Genomic DNA, 16927 nt, shown 5'->3' with positions numbered 1-16927 from the left:
AACGGCCAGACCCGAATTGGCCTGTCATTGCCCGGTCACGAAGTCTTCAATGCCTCGAAGACAAGTGAAAAGGGGCCAACGATGCCCCTATCGGGTGCATACAAGTTCCAGGCGCGCGTTTCGAATCCAATGTGCGCCATTTGCACCAGCATCTGCAGCCCGAAGATGGTCCAGACGAGCACGCCCTCGTCGGGCCTCACCGGATCGCCGTGAAAGTGCTTCTCCGCGAGGTACTGGATCTCGCCGTCGACGAGCCGAGCCCTTGCGTCGTCCAGGGCGCTGTGGGCGTCGAACGGCACGGTGAAGATGTGTCGCCCGCCCGGCTTGAGCACCCGGAAGATCTCGCGATGCGCCTGGTACGGATCGGGCATGTGCTCCAGCACGTCGCTTGACAGGACGAGGTCGATGGAATCGTTCGCAAACGAAAGGCGCTGGAGATCCTCGTGCCGGCGTGCATCGGTAAGCGAGGGCACACGTCCGAAATGTAACCATGCGTCCGCGGATCCTGCGATCTGAAAAGCCCTTTCGAATGTGATTTCCGGGGTTGTCCGACGGACTTAGTCTGGCCGCCGAATGGACATCAGGGGGCTCAGCCCGCGAGCGTAGACGGGCGAACGACATTGCTCCGGGCTCATCACCGCCAGCATTTGGGTCGGCTTCAATTCCCCGCTCTGAAAGCCATCCTCGTCGATCGCGTGGATGCGGTCTATGAGAGCTTGGTCGGAAGGTGACTCTGCGTCGAAGTTGTGCCCGAAACAGCGATCAATGAACGGGGTGATAACGTTTGCGAACCCCAAAAACACCTGAAAGTCGAAGCGCTCGACAAGCAAGGGCAGGATGTCCTGCGCACGAATGCCCTCAAACCCTTCGCTGGAGCAGTCCCAATTGACAAATGTGGGCTCGTGCCTCCGGAGCAAATGGTTGTACCGCCTCTCTTCAGGCAGTTCTCCCCAGAACTGCTCCACCCGGACAAGCGCCTCGGGCCAACGCTGGTGACCGTTGCGGCCGATCATGTCGCTCGTGACGAAGTAACCGCGCGGATGCAACGAGGATTTGATCGAGTCGAAAAGGCCCTCTAGGTTGGTGACGTGATGCAGCGAATGGTTGGCCATCGCCCCCGTATAGGAGCCCGTGGGAATCCACGCATTGAAGTCCGCCTGAGTGAAGGTGAGCGAACCCTCAATCTCATTGGCAGCGGCGTCTTGTCGACCCCGCTCCAGCATCGACGGGTTCAATTCGAGACACTCCAACACGAAAGAACGCAGCCCCATGTCGCGCAGCAAGCAAGCAACGCGAACCTCTGTGTCACAGTTCCCCGCCCCGATGCTGATGAAGCGTGCCGAGCCGCCAACGCGCTGCGCAGCCTCAAAGAGACTTTTCGCGTAGAACTCGTCGACCCCCGCGAAGCCGCACTCACGAAACATCGGAAGAAGGTGTTTGTTGGACCAATAGCCGTAGATCGCCGGCAACGCGTGCACATCCGAGACCTCCGTGAAGTTCCTTAGTTCCTGCTGGATCTTTTCTTCGTAAGACTGCCCAGGCGTGAGGGCATTCAGATCACACGAGAGTTTGTCGATTTGGGCTTTCATCCTGTCCATCTCGGCGACGGCAATAGCCAGGCGCTCCTCCGCGCGATCCAGCCGTTCGATGGTGGCTGCGTTCTGAGTCCCCGCCACGTACTCAAATCTGCGGCGAACGGGGCGCCACAAGGGGCGAAAGGTGGTCTTTACGATGTGCTTGAGCATCGAACTATCGATCTTCAGACGGCGCCAATCGGCGAAGCAAGGAATGTACGACAGGACCCGCTCACGTGCGCTAGACCCCATCGGCCCATACATTTTCTGAAGTAGGTAGCGAGCACGCCCAGCGTCGGGTTGCCGGATGAAAAGCCATGCTTGCCCGGTCGAACTTATCGACTTGTTTGTTGCTTGACTGAATGAAGTTCATTTCTTTCCTTAGGGTGCGTAGCCGAAGAGCACGGCCGCGGGAAGATCAATGTCAAATCAGCTCGCAAATTCGTCGAGGGCTGCCACGACCTTGTCCTGCATATCTTCGGACAGTCCAACCCACAATGGCAAGCGGACGAGCCGCTCGGACTGACGGTCCGTCATCGAGAGGGAATCACCGTGCGTGCGTCCATAGCGCCGTCCCGCAGGCGAAGAATGAAGCGGCACGTAGTGGAAGACCGAGTTGATGTCGCTTCGCTTGAGGTCGTCCAGCAGCCGTTGACGATCGAGGCCGGGATCGAGCAGCACGTAATACATGTGCCCGTTGTGAACGCAATCGGCCGGCACGATGGGGCGGCGCAGCATGCCCTTGCGCTCCAAGGGCTCCAGCATCACGTGATAGCGGTTCCAGCTAACCAGGCGTTGCCGCGTGATGGCATCCGCCTCCTCCAGTTGCGCCCACAGGAAGGCCGCAATGAGTTCTCCCGGCAGGAAGGACGAGCCGACTTCCTGCCATGTGTACTTGTCGACCTCGCCGCGGAAGAAGCGGCTGCGGTCGGTCCCCTTCTCGCGAATGACCTCTGCCCTGCCTGCGAGCGCCGGATCGGTGACCAGCAATGCGCCCCCTTCCCCGGAGATGACGTTCTTGGTCTCGTGGAAGCTGTAGGCGCCGAGATGCCCGATCGCGCCGAGGGCGCGCCCCTTGTAGGTCGACATCACGCCCTGCGCGGCGTCCTCGACCACCTTCAGGCCGTGGCGCTCCGCGATCGCCATGATCGCGTCCATCTCGCAGGAGACCCCCGCATAGTGCACGGGGACGATGGCACGGGTTCGCGGCGTGATGGCGGATTCGATCAGCCGCTCGTCGAGATTCAACGTGTCTTCGCGGATGTCGACGAAAACCGGCACGCCGCCTCGCAGGACGAACGCATTGGCCGTCGATACGAAGGTGTACGACGGCATGATGATCTCGTCGCCCGGCTGGATGTCGAGCAGCAGCGCCGCCATCTCGAGCGCGGCAGTGCACGAATGCGTGAGCAGCGCCCTGGAACAGCCGGTGCGGCTCTCCAGCCATGCGTGGCAACGCTTGGTGAATGGGCCGTCGCCAGCCAAGCTCCCGTTGAAGTGGGCTTCGGCGATGTAGTACAGCTCCTTGCCGGTCATGTGCGGCCAGTTGAATGGGATCTTGTCAGTCATGATTCTTCCTTGGCGTTTGGCTCGGAGGAGTTGCCTTCGGGCCTGGCGCAGCGAATTCGCTGCAGCGTGAACCCGCTGAACGGCAGCGTCTGCAGCCGGGCGAGTTTGGCACCCAGGTGCTCCTGGCAATAGATCTCGAGCCACCGGAGGTCCGCGATGATGCCGAGAAGGCCCTCCGCGCTTTGCAGTCGCCGAATCAGCCCCTCGCCCTGCGCTTCCAGCGCGAAAGCCGTCGAGACCGGGGCGCGAGTGAAAACGCCTAGGCCATAGAAGCGGAAGCCCGCTGCAAAGGACGGACCCATCACTGGATAGGCCAGTTGATACGGGAAGCTAGCGCCCCAGACGACTATGACCTGCGGAGACAGTCCCGCCATGCTTTGACGCAACTTGCCTGCGTCGGCATGGACGGACCGGGATTCGCTGAAGATCTGCGAGGCATTGGCAAGCAGGCCGAAAGCAAGCGCCGCAACCCCCGCCTTACGCCGCCACCCGGTCGCAGGCAAGTTGATGATGCAAGGCGCCACCAGGAGCAGCGCGACCAGCGGAACGTATACCCGCGTCACGCCGGGTCGACCGAACCAACCCATGGCCATCGCCGCCGCCAGAGTGAGCAGCCACACAGCGCCCAAACGCAGGGAAAATTTCAGTAGCAATAGCGCCAGCGCCGCCGCAGACAACGAGAGCAGCGTCGGTTCCCACAGCGTGCGGAGTCCGTCGACGGCGCGCTGACCTCCTCCCGACTGGGCGGAAGTCGGCCCAAGCTCGTCGAGCATCCGCTGCAAGCGCTGGGTCTCCATCAATTTGCTATCGGCAAAGAACCAGGAGCTGATGAGATCGATGTCGTTGCGGCTGAGTCCGTGCCGCTCGAGGATTTCTGGGTGTTGCTTCAACCGCTCTCCCGCACCAAAGTCAGTGAAGGGCGCACGCGCCGCATCGACCGCTTTGAATGCCACCCATTCTTCGCTGCGGTAGCTGTGTCGATCAACCAACGCAGCCGCCGCGATGGCTGCAGCCAGCACGATCAAGGCTACTTGGCCTGCTCGACGTTTGACAAGTGAACCCCAGGGCAACAATGGCGCCCCAACGGCCGCTACCAACAGGAACTCCTGACTGCGCACGAGGTAGCTCAGGAACGCGAGCACGCAGCCCAGTGCCAAGTCGATCCAGGCGCGGCGATCGAACGCCTCCACGCCGCTGGCATAGCATTTGAATGCCGCTATCGCACCGACGCACAGCAAGCCGGCATTGATTGTGAACTGGGGAAACAGGATTGGCCGCAGCATCACGAGCGCGAGCATCAGGCTCGCGACAACCATGCCGTGTCTGAGTCGATGCACGGCGCGGAAGATCATCGCACCTGTGCAAGTCAAAACCGCCAAGGTGGCCCACGCATAGCCGGAAGTCTGCATAAGGGAGGGAATGGATCGCACCAACCACCCCCAGACCACATTCGAAAAGATCAGGCGGGGCGAGCCCTGAGCCGCCAAACCGAATCCATGCGCAAGCATGGCCATGCCGACGTCGTCATTGGTTTCCCAATAGGGGACGAACGCAGTTGACAACCCGGCGAGCAGGAGGAGCGACGCGCCAAACCCCAGCCACCAGGAACCGGGACGGCTAACCTTAGAACGACTGTTGTCGCCGCTGCAAATATTGGCGTTGCTAGGCACGGGACGCTACCACGGTGCCCACCACGATCAGCGCGATACCTGCGACCTTCCCGAAGGACAGCGGTTCGTTCAGCAGCCATACACTCAGCAGCAACACGACCACAAAGTTCAGACTCATGAAGGGGTAGGCATGGCTGAGGTCGAATTTGGTCATCGCAGCCATCCAGGAAAGCGACGCCAGAAAGGCCGCGAGAAAGCCCGAGAAGATGAGCGGATCGAACAACAGTCCGATCAGGAATCTGAGCTTGTCCCAGGTGTCCGAAGGCAGCGCGCCGAAGTGTGCGATCCGGTACTTCAGGATGAGTTGTCCGTACACCGTGAAGATGATCGTGCCGGCGATGTAGAGATAGTCGGAAAGCCGAGTCATGTCGCGTCTTCCTGGACGGCAATGCCGAATCCCGTGCGTCCGTAGTCGTTGCCGTTGTAGAGCATGTAGCGCCGCCCGCCATGGTCGAAGACGAAGGGATATTCGATCATCTCGCTGTCCCATCCGTGCTCGGAAACCTCGATGCCGGCTTCGGCGTCGCGTCGTTCCCAGTGGCGCCCATCGAGCGACTCGGCGTAGCCGATGCGATAGGCCGCGCCCCGGTGGGAGTACCACATGCGCCAGAGATCGGCATCGCGCATCACGGACGGACGCGAGATCGCGTACTCGTCGGCATCTGCAAAATCGATCGCGACCTCACCGCGCCGATCCCATGCAATGCCGTCGGCCGATTCGGCATATCGGATGTGGTATTTGTGTTCGGGCCGCCCCTGACGCAGACGCCAGCCGGTGCACGCGAGGTACCACATGCGAAAGAGTTCGCCCTCCTTCAGCACGCAGCAACTGGCGCAAAAGTGCGGCTCCGACATGCTTCGATCGACGATGGGGCCTGCGGCATGCCGCACGAAGACGTCGCCACCCTGCTCATCGCCCACCGCGAGCCCGATCGAGTTGCGGAATGGCACCGTCAGGCCGAGGTTCCAGCCGATGTAGTAGAGATGGCGCCGGTTACCCACCCGCGTCAACCAGGTGGCCATCGCCCCGCTGTCGTCGAACTCGCCGAGACCGCCGGGCACCAGCACCGGGCGGGTCGACAGGTCGAGCACCTGCGTTGGATTCGCGAGGTCGATCACCAGGCTTCCCGTGAAGCTCCGGTTGTTCGCGTCGCGCGAGCTGAAGTAGATCCGAAAGAGGTCATCGCGCAGATGCTCCGCGATCGGCACGGCCGCATGGGACTGCATCCACGGCGTTTCGCCTGCAGGACCGAAGACGCGCCCGAGCTTGCGCCATCGCGTCACCGGGCTCATAGCTTCTTCAGGCGGCTGCTCGGAACGCGTGAACGCTCCGTGGCAGTGCCCACGTAGACGCCGTCCGGCTCCGTATCCGCCAGGATCAAGGCGCCGGCTCCGATCACGCAACGCTCGCCCACCTTCACATGGTCGCGCAGCGTGGCATTGACCCCGACGAAGCATTGCTCGCCCACATGTACGCCGCCCGAGATCACCACGTGCGAAGCGACGAAGGCGTGGTCGGCGATCGTGGAGTGGTGCCCGATGTGGTTGCCACTCCACAAGCTCACGTTGTTGCCGATCCGCACGAAGGGCTGGATGGTGTTGTCTTCGAGGATGAAGCAGTTCTCGCCGATCAGGCCTTCGTTTAGCACGGTGGCGCGCGAACTCAGGTAGCTGGCAATCGGATAGCCCAGCGCCTTTGCCGCGAGGTACTTTTCCTTGCGCACCGCGTTGAGCTTTGCGTAGCTCAATGCCACGAAGAGCGCATGGTCCTCGGGCGGGAAGCGCTCGCGCAAGGCTTCGAACGCGACAAGCGGCAGGCCGTCGAAGTTATCCGCCGAGCGGAAGGCCTCATCGACCGTGAACCCGACCACCTCATGGTCGCTGTCGGTGCGAAAGTAGTAGTGCGCGAGTTGGGCGATGTCTCCCGCCCCGAAGATGACCAGTTTCTTCATCATCGTCATACGGACTTTCTCACGAGCAGCGTGAATTCGTAGAGATCGTAATCGTGCAGCAGGGCCACGTTGCGCGCATAGCGGCGCTTGCACAGATCGAAGAAGTACAGCGGATCGGCATAGAAGAGATGGCTCTTCTTCTTGTCCTCGTCCGAGTAGGAAGTGAGGCAGTTGAAGGCGAAGCCCTTCAGGCTGGTGCGATCGAGATCGCTCAACGTGGCCTCGATGTAGTCGCGCCATTCGGATGCGGGGCGCTGCTGACGCACGTTGAAGATGCCACTGGCGATCCCGAAATCCGCTGGCTGATCTGGTGCTGCCGAACACACGAAGCGCGCGCCTTGGACAGCGCCATGTCGCCGCTGCGCGGCAGTGATCATTTCCGCCGAGACATCTATGCCGCAGTAGTGGACTCCATCGCCGTCGCGCTGGCGAAGAAAGTCGAGCATCGCGCCGTAGCCGCAGCCCAGGTCGTTGACAGAATAGGCGTTCTCTCCGTCCATCAGCTTGTGGAGTTGATCGAAGCGCGCGAACTGGCTTTCCTCTCCGTTCCAGTCGACACCCTTGGCGGTCTCGCCATACGTCTGCAACTTGCCACGGTAGTAATCCGCGACCTCCTGCAGAAGTTCATTTTCTTGGCGTGGCATAGATGTCTCTCACGATGGTGTAGGGACGCTGCTTCGATTCGGAGAACACCTTCGCCAAGTAGATGCCAATAACACCGATGAATGAGATGATCATGCCGCCCAGCAGCCAGATGGAAGCCATGACCGAGGTCCAGCCGCTCAGCGGCCGCGACAGGAACAACCAGTGGAGCAGCAGATAGAGAATGTAGCAGCCGGCGAGCAAGCTGATCGAGACGCCGACGTAGAAGATGCTCACCAGCGGCGCATTGCTGAATGAAGTGACCGAATTCACCAGCAGCGACAACTTTCTGCGCAGCGTGTAGGTGGTCGCGCTGGTCTGGTGCTTCTTGAGTGTCAGGGGTTGCTGCGAGAAGCCAGTGATGTACCACAGGCCGGCCAAGAAGATCTCGCGCTCGCGATGCAGCAGCAGCGCCTCGACATAGCGGCGCGACATCAGCCGCGCCGTCAGTACGTTCTGGGGCAGGGCCATGCCGGTCAACGCCCGGAAGAAGCGATAGAACCACTGGCCGCTCCAGCGCTCGACCCATCCACCTTTGCGCTGCTCCTGCACGCCATAGACCACATCGCAGGGAGATTGCTGCATCTGGGCGGCGAACGCTAGCAGGGACTCGGGCTCCTCCTCCAGGTCGCTATCAATCAGGAAGACCGCCTCGCCGCTCGCGTGGGCCAAGCCCGTCATCATGGCTTTGTGATGGCCGAAGTTGCGCGACAGGTCGACCACCATGACATGCGGGTCTTCGCGGGAGATCTCCACGGCGACCTCGAGGCTGCGATCTGGCGAGCCATCGTTGACGAGCACGATCTCGTAGTCGTCCCCAACCAGTTGCCTCGCCGCCTCGCTCGCCCGCCGATGAAACTCGACGATGTAGGGCGCGGACTGATACAGCGTCGCGACGATCGAAAGCTTCACCCTGCGTACCTCATGTAACGTCGTGCGTCCTTGCCGCAGTTGAAAAGCAGATCGAGCACCGTCACCGTGTGCGAAAACGTGCCCCAGAGTTGCGGATACTCCGGGTAGCCTGCGTAGTCGAACCAGCTGAGCGCGACACCGCGTTCACGAAAGACTTTTTCATCGACATAGTCCCGGGCCGAAGGACCGGAGATGTATTCGGTGCCGCCCGCCTGCACGCAGAGGTCGGCCAAGCGCTCTGTCTTCCCGTCGACGAGCGAATACTGGCCCGAATCGCTGATCTTCGTGTCGATCTCCAAATAGCGGCAGATGTGCTCGATGAAATGCCTGTTCAGCTCGGACAGGTAGGCATGGCCACCCTGTTGGTAGATCGGTCCGACCCACTCTGCGACCTCGTCGAAATGCTTCGCCCGCGCATAGTTCTGCGTCAGCGACTTCCAGTGCGTGGCAGCCCAGTCCTCGCCGTCGATCTCGGTGTCCCTGATCTTCTGCTCGTACTTGCCCTTCACGCGGACCGGCACGGTCAGCCATTGAAGCCCCTGGGGCGTCTTGATCTGGTTCCGATTTCGCCAATCGCGCCGCGTGTACTGCATGTCGTCGAAAAGGATGAATTCGTCCACCGCGCCGATCAGGTCGAAGTAGCCCTTCCAGGGGATGTAGTTGGATTGGAGGATGGCGATCTTTTTCAATGCGTACTCTTGCGTTCAGATCGCTGATCGCCTTGGGTGTGTCGAGGCTTGCGGTTGGACGGGCGAATTGTATGCGTCGGCCCCGGGTCGGGACCACGCGAGGGCACCGCGAGTCACCATCCTAAGATAGCGCCCTTTTCGATCCCCCGAGTCTTCACCGAATGGCCTCCATCACAGCAAGCAACAAGACCTCGAAGCTGTGGCCCTGGCTCGTCGCGGGAGGCGTCGTCTGGCTTGTGTTCGCCTGGCAAGGCCACAAGGGATTCGACCTGTGGGACGAGGGATTCACGTGGTACGGCGCCCAGCGCACGCTGCAGGGCGAGGTCCCGTTTCGCGACTTCATGTCTTACGACCCCGCCCGCTACTACTGGTCGGCCGCCTTCATGAAGTTGACGGGCAGCGACGGACTGATCGCGTTTCGCGCTTCAAACGCCCTGCTGCAGATGGTCGCGGTCTACCTGGCGCTGGCAGCGGTCACCCGGAACACGCCTCGGGCCGGCCCTGCGTTTCTCATCCTGTCGGCAGTCATGTTCACGCTATGGATGCTGCCGTACTACAAGATGGCGGATCTCTTCGCCTGCATCCTGCTGATCAGCGTCTTTGCGTATCTGATCGAGGCGCCGAGTCCGGGCAGGTACCTGCTCGCCGGGATCGGGCTCGGGTTCGCCGCCTTTGTCGGGCGGAATCACGGGATGTACGGGCTGGCGGCCGGCGGGGCGATCCTTCTCTGGCTCCGGTTTCGGCGGGGCGGGAGCGTGCCGCTATTCAAGGCAGGCTGCCTGTTCGGCCTGGGCGTCGCCATGGGCTTCCTGCCTATCCTGCTGATGGCGTGGGTGCTGCCGGGCTTCGACAAGGCGTTCCTGGACAGCATCCGCTTCCTCTTCGAGTTCAAGGCAACCAATCTCGGAGTGCCGGTGCCCTGGCCGTGGCGTGTGAACTTCTCGGCGCCTGTGGGGATCGTGCTTCGCGATGTGCTCCTGGGCTGCTTCTTCATCGGTGCCCTGGTGTTCGGCGTGCTGTCGCTGGCGCACGTGATCCTGCGTGACCCCCGCAAGCCCCTCGCACCGGCTTTTGCCGCTGCCGCTTTTCTTGGGCTGCCCTATGCCCACTACGCGTTCTCGCGCGCCGACTACTACCACCTCGCGTTCGGCATCTTCCCCCTGCTCATCGGTTTGCTCGCCTGGCTGGCGACTCAACGTCCGATCGTGAAGTGGGCCGCGGCCGGCACATTGCTGGCCGGCAGCGTTCTCACCATGTTCACGTTTCAGACGGGCTGGCAATGCCGCGCCGCGGCGCATTGCGCCGAAGAAACGATTTCCGGCAGCAAGATCCTGATGGAACCACGCTTTGCCGATGACGTGACCCTGATCCGCCAACTCGAAGCGCAGTACGCGCCGAACGGCCGGAGCTTCGTCGTCGCGCCGCTCTGGCCCGGCGCCTATGCATTGCTCGACCGCCGATCGCCGATGTGGGAGAGCTATGCCCTTTTCAAGCGCACCGAGGCGTTCGAGAAGGGCGAGATCGCGCGCATCGAAGCGGCCCAGCCCGGCTTCGTGTTCATCTTTGACCACGCACTGGACGGCCACGACGAACTGCGGTTCAAGAACACGCATCCGCTGACGCACGCCTACGTGGTCGAGCACTTCGAGCGGGTTCGGTACCCGTTCCGCGACGACTACCAGGTCTACGTGTCCAAGGGCAATGCCGGGCTGCGCGAAGCGCCGCCCTACCTGCGTCTCGGCGCGGAGGAGCTGGCAAGGCTTGATCGCGGCGCGTCCAGCGTTCGAATCCTGAACTGGGGCCCCCAGGAGGCCGTCGCCGGCACGGTCCCCAATCCGCAAGCCATGGGGAACGCAGGCATCTGGATCCAGGTGGCCGACGACGCCGATCTGGGCCAGGCCCGCGTCATGGTCGATGGCGCGCCGGCGTCGTCGAGCTCGGTCGCGCCGGGCGTCATCACCGCCGCCGTGAGCCCGCAGGTGTTCCTGCAACCCGGCGACAAGAGCATCGCCATCGAGCAATCGGTGACAGGCCGCCGCATTCCCGTCGGCCCGCTCAAGGTGACCGCGCCGCCGACGCCGCCCTGACGACCCGGAGGCAAAAGGCGCGGGCCTCGGTTACCCTCGCTGCATGACACACCTCGACATCGAAGCCAACTTGGCGATGTTCATCCGGCCGCTGCGCGTGGTTCCCAGCGGCTGGACGGGGCACGTGCCCTTCGGCGCATGGCTCACCGCGGCGGCCCGCCCGGGGGTGCTGGTCGAACTCGGGTCGCACTTCGGGATGTCGTATGCCGCCTTCTGCCAGGCGGTGCAATCCGAAGGCCTCGATACGAAGTGCTATGCGGTCGACACCTGGCAAGGCGACGAACACGCGGGCTTCTATGGCGAGGACGTCTACCAGGATCTCCACGCCTTCAACGAGCGGCACTTCGCTGCGTTCTCGCGCCTGATGCGCATGACCTTCGAAGAGGCCGCAGACTATTTCGCCGATGGGTCGGTCGATCTGCTCCACATCGACGGCCTCCATACCTACGAGGCGGTCAGGCACGACTTCGAGACTTGGCTCCCCAAGCTCTCCGAGCGGGCCATCGTGCTGTTCCATGACACCAACGTGCGGGAGCGGGGGTTCGGCGTCTGGAAGTACTGGGGCGAAATCGCCTCGCGCTACCCCAGCATCGAATTCGACCATTCGGCAGGTCTTGGCGTGCTGATGGTCGGCAAGGACCAGACCCCCGAGATACGGAACCTGCTTGAGCTTTCCGGGCAGCAGCCCCGCTGGAGGGCCGTCAAGGACGTGTTCTCCAACCTGGGCGAGTCGGTGCTGCGGCGCTGGGAGCTCGACACCACTCGGCAGGAACTCAAGGCTCGCAACTCGGACGTCGAGCGCGTCCTGGTGCAACTCGAGAACGTCTCTGGCGAATTGAGCGCGTGCCAGGACGCTCATCGTGGCGCCGCGCGCCTGCTGGAAGAAACTGACGGCAAGGTCCGGCTGCTCCATGCCGAGACGCAGGAATTGCAGGAAGAGTTGCAATCGATGCAAAGCGTCCTGGCACAGAGGCAGCAAAGCCTGGCAGAGAAGGAAGGGGCCTTGATCCAGAAGGATGAGGCGATGCGCCAGCAGGAAGAAAGCCTGAGCAAGTTGCGGGATGCCTATCGCCAACTTACTGGCTCGAAGTCCTACCGCCTAACGAAGCCGCTGCGCCAGATTCGAGGCATGTTCAACCGCTGAGCGACCATCGCTGTCCCCTCCTTGCCGCGGACGCGGGGGCATGCGCGCGGGCTTTATAGAATGCCTACTTCCCGCCTCCGCCCCCTAGCCCTCTCGACCTTTCCGGCTTTCGACAGCACGTGACATTCAGTTCGCCCGGTTTCCTCTTCGGCTTCATGCCGATCACCTTCCTGCTGTACTTCCTGCTGCCGGGCTGGCTTCGAAACGCCTTCCTCATGGTCGCGAGCTTCGCGTTCTACTTCGTGGACGCGGGCATGGTTTCGATGGTCCTGCTCGGCTCCGTGGTGGTCAACGCCTTCATCGGCAAGCTGCTCCATCGACTCGACGACGGCGCCCCTGCCCGTTGGCTGCTGGCCGGTGGCGTGCTCGCGAACCTGATACCGCTGCTGTACTACAAGTACTGGACCTTCATGCAGCATTCGATGCAGGATGCCGCCACGACGCTCGATATCCCCGTCGCGTGGAGCATCACCAGCATCGTCCTGCCCGCGGGCATTTCCTTCTTCACGTTCCAGGGCATTTCCTACCTGGTCGACATCTTCCGGCGCGATGTCCCTCCGGCGCGCACACTGATCGACTTCGGCATGTACCACACGCTTTTCCCGCAACTGATTGCGGGCCCGATCGTGCGCTACGGCGAGCTGCAGGACCGAATCCAACATCGCCCTGTCGGCGTCGAAGATGTGCATGCCGGCCTGGTTCGTTTCTGCATTGGGCTCGGCAAGAAGATCATCCTCGCCGACAGCATGGGTGTGCTCGCAGACCGCATGTTCGGGCTGCCGTCGGACCAGCTCGGCGCCGGCGCGGCCTGGCTCGGCGTCGTCGCATACACGCTTCAGATCTTCTTTGATTTCTCAGGCTATTCGGACATGGCGATCGGCCTTGGCAGGATGCTCGGTTTCCGCTTCCCGGAGAATTTCAACCAGCCGTATCGCTCGCAAAGCATCACGGAGTTCTGGCGACGCTGGCACATGACGCTGTCGCGCTGGTTTCGCGACTACCTCTATATCCCTCTTGGCGGAAACCGCGCGGGGCCGATCAGGACCTACGCGAATCTGCTGATCGTCTTCGCGCTTTGCGGGCTATGGCACGGTGCCGCCTATACCTTTCTTCTGTGGGGCCTGTTCCATGGCGCCCTGCTCGTGATCGAGAGGCTCGGCCAGAACCGCTTCGGATGGAAGCCCAGCGGCCCGGGTGGCTGGGCACTGACTCTGCTGCTGGTGATGCTCGGGTGGGTGCTATTTCGCGCGCCGACCGCGGGCGCGGCGGCGGACTACCTGAAGGCCATGTGGGGATTCGGCGTGGGCGTGACGCCGAGCGCAGTCTGGGCCGTGGTGACACCGGACAAGTTGCTGTTCCTCGCGATTGGCGTCGCGGTAGCGCTGCTGCCTGAAGGTTGGCGGGTCGCACCGCGCGAGGTGGCTGGCTGGGGCATGCGCACTTCGGTCATGTCGATGAGTGCCTTCGTCATGTTCGCCTACTCGGCGATGCTCATCGCCGCCAACGGCTTCAATCCATTCATCTACTTCCGCTTCTGACATGCGGCGCTTTGCTCCCTGGCTGTTCATCGGCGCATTCTTCCTGGCCACGCTGCTCCCGGCGCTCCAGATGCTCACACGCTGGCTCCCCGAAGTCGCGATCGACGAGCAACGGCGCCTGGCGCCGCCACCTTCCACTTCCGCGAGCGCCGGGCAGTTCGCGCGCGATGCCAATCTGTGGTTCTCCGACCATTTCGGATTTCGCGCACTGTTGATCAGCCTCAAGGCCGAAATCGACTACCGGCTCTTCCGCGTATCGGACAAGGTGCATGTGGGACGTGACGGGTACCTCTTCTATCGGAGCGTGCTCGATGTCGAGAAACCGGCACTTGAGGGCTATCTCGCCTCGCACGAGGCCGAGGTCTTGGACGGGTTCCGTCGCTATGCTGAAGCTTTGAAGCGAAAGAACATTCAGATGGTGCTGGTCATCAATCTGCTCGGTGATCGCTTCCTGCCCGAGATGCTGCCGGCGGAGGTCGCCAAGCGCCCGCCGCTACGGCGCATCGACGATTTCATCGACAAGGCGCGCAAGATACCTCATGTCACCTTCGTCGACAGCACCCGGATCCTCCATGAGACCGAGCAATTGCGTCCGATCTTTCATCGGACCGATTTCCACTGGAACGATCCGGCAGCCTTTCCAGTGGCAAAGGCCGCTGTCGACGCGATGAGCCGACAGTCCCGTCTTGCAGAAAGTCCATGGAAGCATCCGCTCGCGATCGAAGCCCGGCAGATGAGCGGCGGCGTTGCTCGCTTCATGCCGCTTCTTCATCCTCCTTCGGAGAAGACGATCTTCGTCAAGCAGACGTGGGCCTGGCCCGAAGGCTTTGCCGTGCAAGCGCCCGCTGCGCCTTTCGAAGAAATCACGACGACGCGCGAAAACCCCGCCGATGCGCGTCTGCTTGCGCCCGCTGTGTTCGTGGGGGACAGCTTCGCGGATGCGCTGATGCGCAGCGGGATGGGCTGCTGTTTTCAGAAGACCGCCCGTGCGCGATGGAAGCCTGACTTGCGATTGAGCACGATCACCGCCGCACTTCCAAAGGACACGCGCTGGATGGTGTTCCAGTTCATCGAGGTCAACACGGTGGCGATGGGAGCGTTCGCAGATGCTGGCGACGTCACCCGCGCGATCGACATTCTCGAGGCCCGCGCGCCCACGCCCTGAACATCAGGCGTGTTGCGCAGACTGCCAAGCCGCGATCGCCGCGCTGACTTCCTCCCAACGGGCGAACTGCCGCTTCTCGTAGTAGAGGCGTCCGTCGTGGGGCCGCTCGCGCACGCGGCTCGCATTCACTTCCTGCAGGTCCTGCGTTCCCTTCACGATGTAGTGCACAAGCACGAACGGCATCAGCCCCACCCATGTCTTGAATTGCGATCGATAGCGGAGCAGGAACTGCAGATAGCGGATGCGCTTGGGCAAGGGGATGCGCTGCTTCTGCACGACGCCGTTGACCTCCAATGGCTTGAGCACATGAAAGAAGGGGCCCGGGCAACCGCGTCCGTTGTAGAGCGAGAATTGGCGGATCAATCGCCCCTTGCCTTGTCTCAACGCGGTTTCGACTGCAATCGCGTGGAGGCAATCGTGGTCCGGGTGACCACCTTCCCACGCGGGAACGCAGATCATTTCCAAGCTCGCCCTGGCACCTAGAAACTGGTCCATCCATTGGCCGGCAACAGGTAGCGACTTTCTCAGGTGCCCATCGGCAACGCCGATCTGCGCCCCCGCAAAGATCACCTCGTCCACTCCAAGCGCCGACAGGACGCCCATCGATTCGGCGTCGCGCTGCGAGGGATCGCCGCCCGGGCCGACACCACTCGTCAGGTAGGCGCAGACAACCCGGCGACCGAGCTTCTTCTCCGATTCGATGGCATGGAACACGCCAAACTCGTCGTCCTGATGCGCCAGCAGGAACACCGACGTCGGCACAGAGTCCGGCGTGTCAGTAGGCATCGAAGTCGAGGAAGGTGAAGAAGATCCGGTCCGCGTCGAGCCCCCGCTGCTCGCCCGCCAGCGGACGGAATATGAGGTTCAGCGGCGAGGGACGCAGCTTCCCGGGAATGTCGAAATAGCCGGAGAAGCTCGTCGTCCCGGCCGGCATGAGGCCGAGATAGAGCCTCAATGGCGTGAGAAGGCTCCCGTCGGCCGCCGGCAATTCCTGCCTCGCGGTGTCGAGTTCCGCATAGGCGGGCAGCATGCCGCCGAAAGCGTCGGCGGCAAAGGCCGCGCCGGCGCGCGTCCGGTAGGGCCGAACCGGGTTGACCGGATTTGCGCAGCGCCAGCGAATCGATTCGGCCGTCCACCGGCGCTCGAACTGGATGCCGCTGGACTTCAGCGCCTGGGTATCGAGCCGGAGGCCGCCGATGCCGACCATCGCCCGCAACGGCGCAACGAGCTGGAAGCCGAGCTTCCGGACGAATCCAGGCGTGCTGTTCGCATTGGCGACACCGTAGACGGCGCTGAAGCCTTGCTCCGCGCCCGACGCGTAGGTCATCTCCGCGAGCTTGGTGAAAAGGCCCTTTCCCTGGTGATTCGGATGCGTGGCGGTATTGAGCGACAGCAGGACGCGGCGTTCGACGCCATGGACCATCGCCCGGGCAGGCACGCACACATAGTGCGCAGCCAGCACGTCCCCCTCATAGGCGTCGAAGCCCACGGCGCGGCCGTCCGGGTTGTCGACGTAAAGCCACCGCAGGGCGTTCGGCTTGAACTTGGGCGACGGCGGGAAGCAGGCTCCGAACAGGGCTTCGTATTCTCGCAGGGCCTGGTCGTCGAAACGGATCGCGGAAAAATGCATTATCTGAACACCCAGAATTTGCTGAGGACAAAACCGTTGATCGCAACGACTGGAAGCGACGCTAGCTTTCCGGCGAGGGCGCTGCCGACAAAGCGCTGCGAGAGGTAAACGAAAGCCAGCGTGATCCCGAAGTTCACGAGCACCACCAGCGCGAACTTTGTCATCGCCGCCGCCGACATGGTCGCATGGTGTTGGAAAGTGACCTTGGAGTGCAACAGGTAGTTGGCGACAAGGCCAAGGCCGAAGCCGGCGGCCGTGGCGATCGTCAGGTGGACACCTGCATGCAGCAAGGCCTGCATCACACTCACGTCGATCAGCGCGGACACCACGCCGACCATCACGAACACCATGAACT

At 62.4% G+C, this 16927-nt stretch carries 17 protein-coding genes; 4 read left to right on the top strand and 13 right to left on the bottom strand.

Annotated elements, in window-relative coordinates:
- Positions 1–35: 35 nt before the first annotated feature.
- The 10 genes from AC1D3B_RS09630 to AC1D3B_RS09585 form a co-directional block, all read right to left on the bottom strand.
- Positions 36–473, bottom strand: coding sequence for a class I SAM-dependent methyltransferase (locus tag AC1D3B_RS09630; protein WP_478190439.1), 438 nt, complete (start codon positions 471–473; stop codon positions 36–38).
- An 84-nt stretch (positions 474–557) separates the two neighbouring features.
- Positions 558–1745 (bottom strand): class I SAM-dependent methyltransferase, encoded by a 1188-nt coding sequence (locus AC1D3B_RS09625; RefSeq protein ID WP_478190438.1) that lies wholly within the window; start codon positions 1743–1745, stop codon positions 558–560.
- Positions 1746–2003: 258 nt separating this feature from the next.
- The gene (gene rffA / locus AC1D3B_RS09620) at positions 2004–3143 is read right to left on the bottom strand and encodes a dTDP-4-amino-4,6-dideoxygalactose transaminase (RefSeq protein ID WP_478190437.1); all 1140 of its coding nucleotides are present in this window, start codon (positions 3141–3143) and stop codon (positions 2004–2006) included.
- Entirely contained in the window at positions 3140–4813 is a 1674-nt protein-coding gene (locus tag AC1D3B_RS09615; RefSeq protein WP_478190436.1) for a hypothetical protein, read from the bottom strand. Before AC1D3B_RS09615 ends, rffA begins: the two co-directional genes overlap by 4 nt.
- Positions 4806–5180, bottom strand: a complete 375-nt coding sequence (locus tag AC1D3B_RS09610; protein WP_478190435.1) for an EamA family transporter — start codon at positions 5178–5180, stop codon at positions 4806–4808. The genes AC1D3B_RS09615 and AC1D3B_RS09610 overlap by 8 nt, the downstream gene beginning before the upstream one ends.
- On the bottom strand, positions 5177–6106 hold the full coding sequence (locus AC1D3B_RS09605) for a glycoside hydrolase family protein (protein WP_478190434.1): 930 nt from the start codon (positions 6104–6106) through the stop codon (positions 5177–5179). The genes AC1D3B_RS09610 and AC1D3B_RS09605 overlap by 4 nt, the downstream gene beginning before the upstream one ends.
- Positions 6103–6774 carry an acetyltransferase gene (locus AC1D3B_RS09600; RefSeq protein ID WP_478190433.1) on the bottom strand — a complete coding sequence of 224 codons (672 nt, stop codon included), beginning with the start codon at positions 6772–6774 and terminating at the stop codon, positions 6103–6105. Before AC1D3B_RS09600 ends, AC1D3B_RS09605 begins: the two co-directional genes overlap by 4 nt.
- Positions 6771–7409 (bottom strand): class I SAM-dependent methyltransferase, encoded by a 639-nt coding sequence (locus AC1D3B_RS09595; protein WP_478190432.1) that lies wholly within the window; start codon positions 7407–7409, stop codon positions 6771–6773. The genes AC1D3B_RS09600 and AC1D3B_RS09595 overlap by 4 nt, the downstream gene beginning before the upstream one ends.
- Positions 7390–8319, bottom strand: coding sequence for a glycosyltransferase family 2 protein (locus tag AC1D3B_RS09590; RefSeq protein WP_478190431.1), 930 nt, complete (start codon positions 8317–8319; stop codon positions 7390–7392). Before AC1D3B_RS09590 ends, AC1D3B_RS09595 begins: the two co-directional genes overlap by 20 nt.
- Positions 8316–9008 carry a WbqC family protein gene (locus tag AC1D3B_RS09585; RefSeq protein ID WP_478190430.1) on the bottom strand — a complete coding sequence of 231 codons (693 nt, stop codon included), beginning with the start codon at positions 9006–9008 and terminating at the stop codon, positions 8316–8318. Before AC1D3B_RS09585 ends, AC1D3B_RS09590 begins: the two co-directional genes overlap by 4 nt.
- A gap of 161 nt (positions 9009–9169) precedes the next feature.
- On the opposite strand from AC1D3B_RS09585, the gene AC1D3B_RS09580 reads away from it, so the two are divergent.
- The 4 genes from AC1D3B_RS09580 (at position 9170) to AC1D3B_RS09565 (ending at position 14942) form a co-directional block, all read left to right on the top strand.
- A complete protein-coding gene (locus AC1D3B_RS09580; RefSeq protein ID WP_478190429.1) occupies positions 9170–11095 on the top strand; it encodes a hypothetical protein in 1926 nt (641 codons plus the stop codon).
- 43 nt (positions 11096–11138) lie between these two features.
- Positions 11139–12239, top strand: coding sequence for a class I SAM-dependent methyltransferase (locus AC1D3B_RS09575; RefSeq protein ID WP_478190428.1), 1101 nt, complete (start codon positions 11139–11141; stop codon positions 12237–12239).
- Between the two features lie 119 nt (positions 12240–12358).
- Complete coding sequence (locus AC1D3B_RS09570; RefSeq protein ID WP_478190427.1) at positions 12359–13777, top strand: MBOAT family O-acyltransferase; 1419 nt, start codon at positions 12359–12361, stop codon at positions 13775–13777.
- A gap of 1 nt (position 13778) precedes the next feature.
- Positions 13779–14942, top strand: a complete 1164-nt coding sequence (locus AC1D3B_RS09565) for an alginate O-acetyltransferase AlgX-related protein (protein WP_478190426.1) — start codon at positions 13779–13781, stop codon at positions 14940–14942.
- A gap of 3 nt (positions 14943–14945) precedes the next feature.
- Here the strand turns inward: AC1D3B_RS09565 and AC1D3B_RS09560 are convergent, their stop codons facing one another.
- The 3 genes from AC1D3B_RS09560 to AC1D3B_RS09550 are packed head-to-tail and all read right to left on the bottom strand — an operon-like array spanning position 14946 to position 16922.
- Positions 14946–15728, bottom strand: coding sequence for a PIG-L deacetylase family protein (locus AC1D3B_RS09560; RefSeq protein ID WP_478190425.1), 783 nt, complete (start codon positions 15726–15728; stop codon positions 14946–14948).
- Positions 15718–16572, bottom strand: a complete 855-nt coding sequence (locus AC1D3B_RS09555; RefSeq protein WP_478190424.1) for a GNAT family N-acetyltransferase — start codon at positions 16570–16572, stop codon at positions 15718–15720. The genes AC1D3B_RS09560 and AC1D3B_RS09555 overlap by 11 nt, the downstream gene beginning before the upstream one ends.
- Complete coding sequence (locus tag AC1D3B_RS09550; protein WP_478190423.1) at positions 16572–16922, bottom strand: GtrA family protein; 351 nt, start codon at positions 16920–16922, stop codon at positions 16572–16574. Before AC1D3B_RS09550 ends, AC1D3B_RS09555 begins: the two co-directional genes overlap by 1 nt.
- Between the last annotated feature and the right edge of the window lie 5 nt (positions 16923–16927).

It is taken from the genome of Variovorax sp. P5_A3 (genome assembly GCF_056400665.1).
Note: the sequence above shows the minus strand (reverse complement) of the source record. Positions and strands in the feature narration are given on the sequence as shown.

Bases quoted from the DNA above. Each gene is read 5' to 3' on its own strand.
- AC1D3B_RS09625 (WP_478190438.1), bottom strand. From the start codon at position 1,745: ATGCTCAAGCACATCGTAAAGACCACCTTTCGCCCCTTGTGGCGCCCC.
- rffA (WP_478190437.1), bottom strand. From the start codon at position 3,143: ATGACTGACAAGATCCCATTCAACTGGCCGCACATGACCGGCAAGGAG.
- AC1D3B_RS09610 (WP_478190435.1), bottom strand. From the start codon at position 5,180: ATGACTCGGCTTTCCGACTATCTCTACATCGCCGGCACGATCATCTTC.
- AC1D3B_RS09605 (WP_478190434.1), bottom strand. From the start codon at position 6,106: ATGAGCCCGGTGACGCGATGGCGCAAGCTCGGGCGCGTCTTCGGTCCT.
- AC1D3B_RS09600 (WP_478190433.1), bottom strand. From the start codon at position 6,774: ATGACGATGATGAAGAAACTGGTCATCTTCGGGGCGGGAGACATCGCC.
- AC1D3B_RS09595 (WP_478190432.1), bottom strand. From the start codon at position 7,409: ATGCCACGCCAAGAAAATGAACTTCTGCAGGAGGTCGCGGATTACTAC.
- AC1D3B_RS09580 (WP_478190429.1), top strand. From the start codon at position 9,170: ATGGCCTCCATCACAGCAAGCAACAAGACCTCGAAGCTGTGGCCCTGG.
- AC1D3B_RS09575 (WP_478190428.1), top strand. From the start codon at position 11,139: ATGACACACCTCGACATCGAAGCCAACTTGGCGATGTTCATCCGGCCG.
- AC1D3B_RS09565 (WP_478190426.1), top strand. From the start codon at position 13,779: ATGCGGCGCTTTGCTCCCTGGCTGTTCATCGGCGCATTCTTCCTGGCC.
- AC1D3B_RS09560 (WP_478190425.1), bottom strand. From the start codon at position 15,728: ATGCCTACTGACACGCCGGACTCTGTGCCGACGTCGGTGTTCCTGCTG.
- AC1D3B_RS09555 (WP_478190424.1), bottom strand. From the start codon at position 16,572: ATGCATTTTTCCGCGATCCGTTTCGACGACCAGGCCCTGCGAGAATAC.
- AC1D3B_RS09550 (WP_478190423.1), bottom strand. From the start codon at position 16,922: ATGGTGTTCGTGATGGTCGGCGTGGTGTCCGCGCTGATCGACGTGAGT.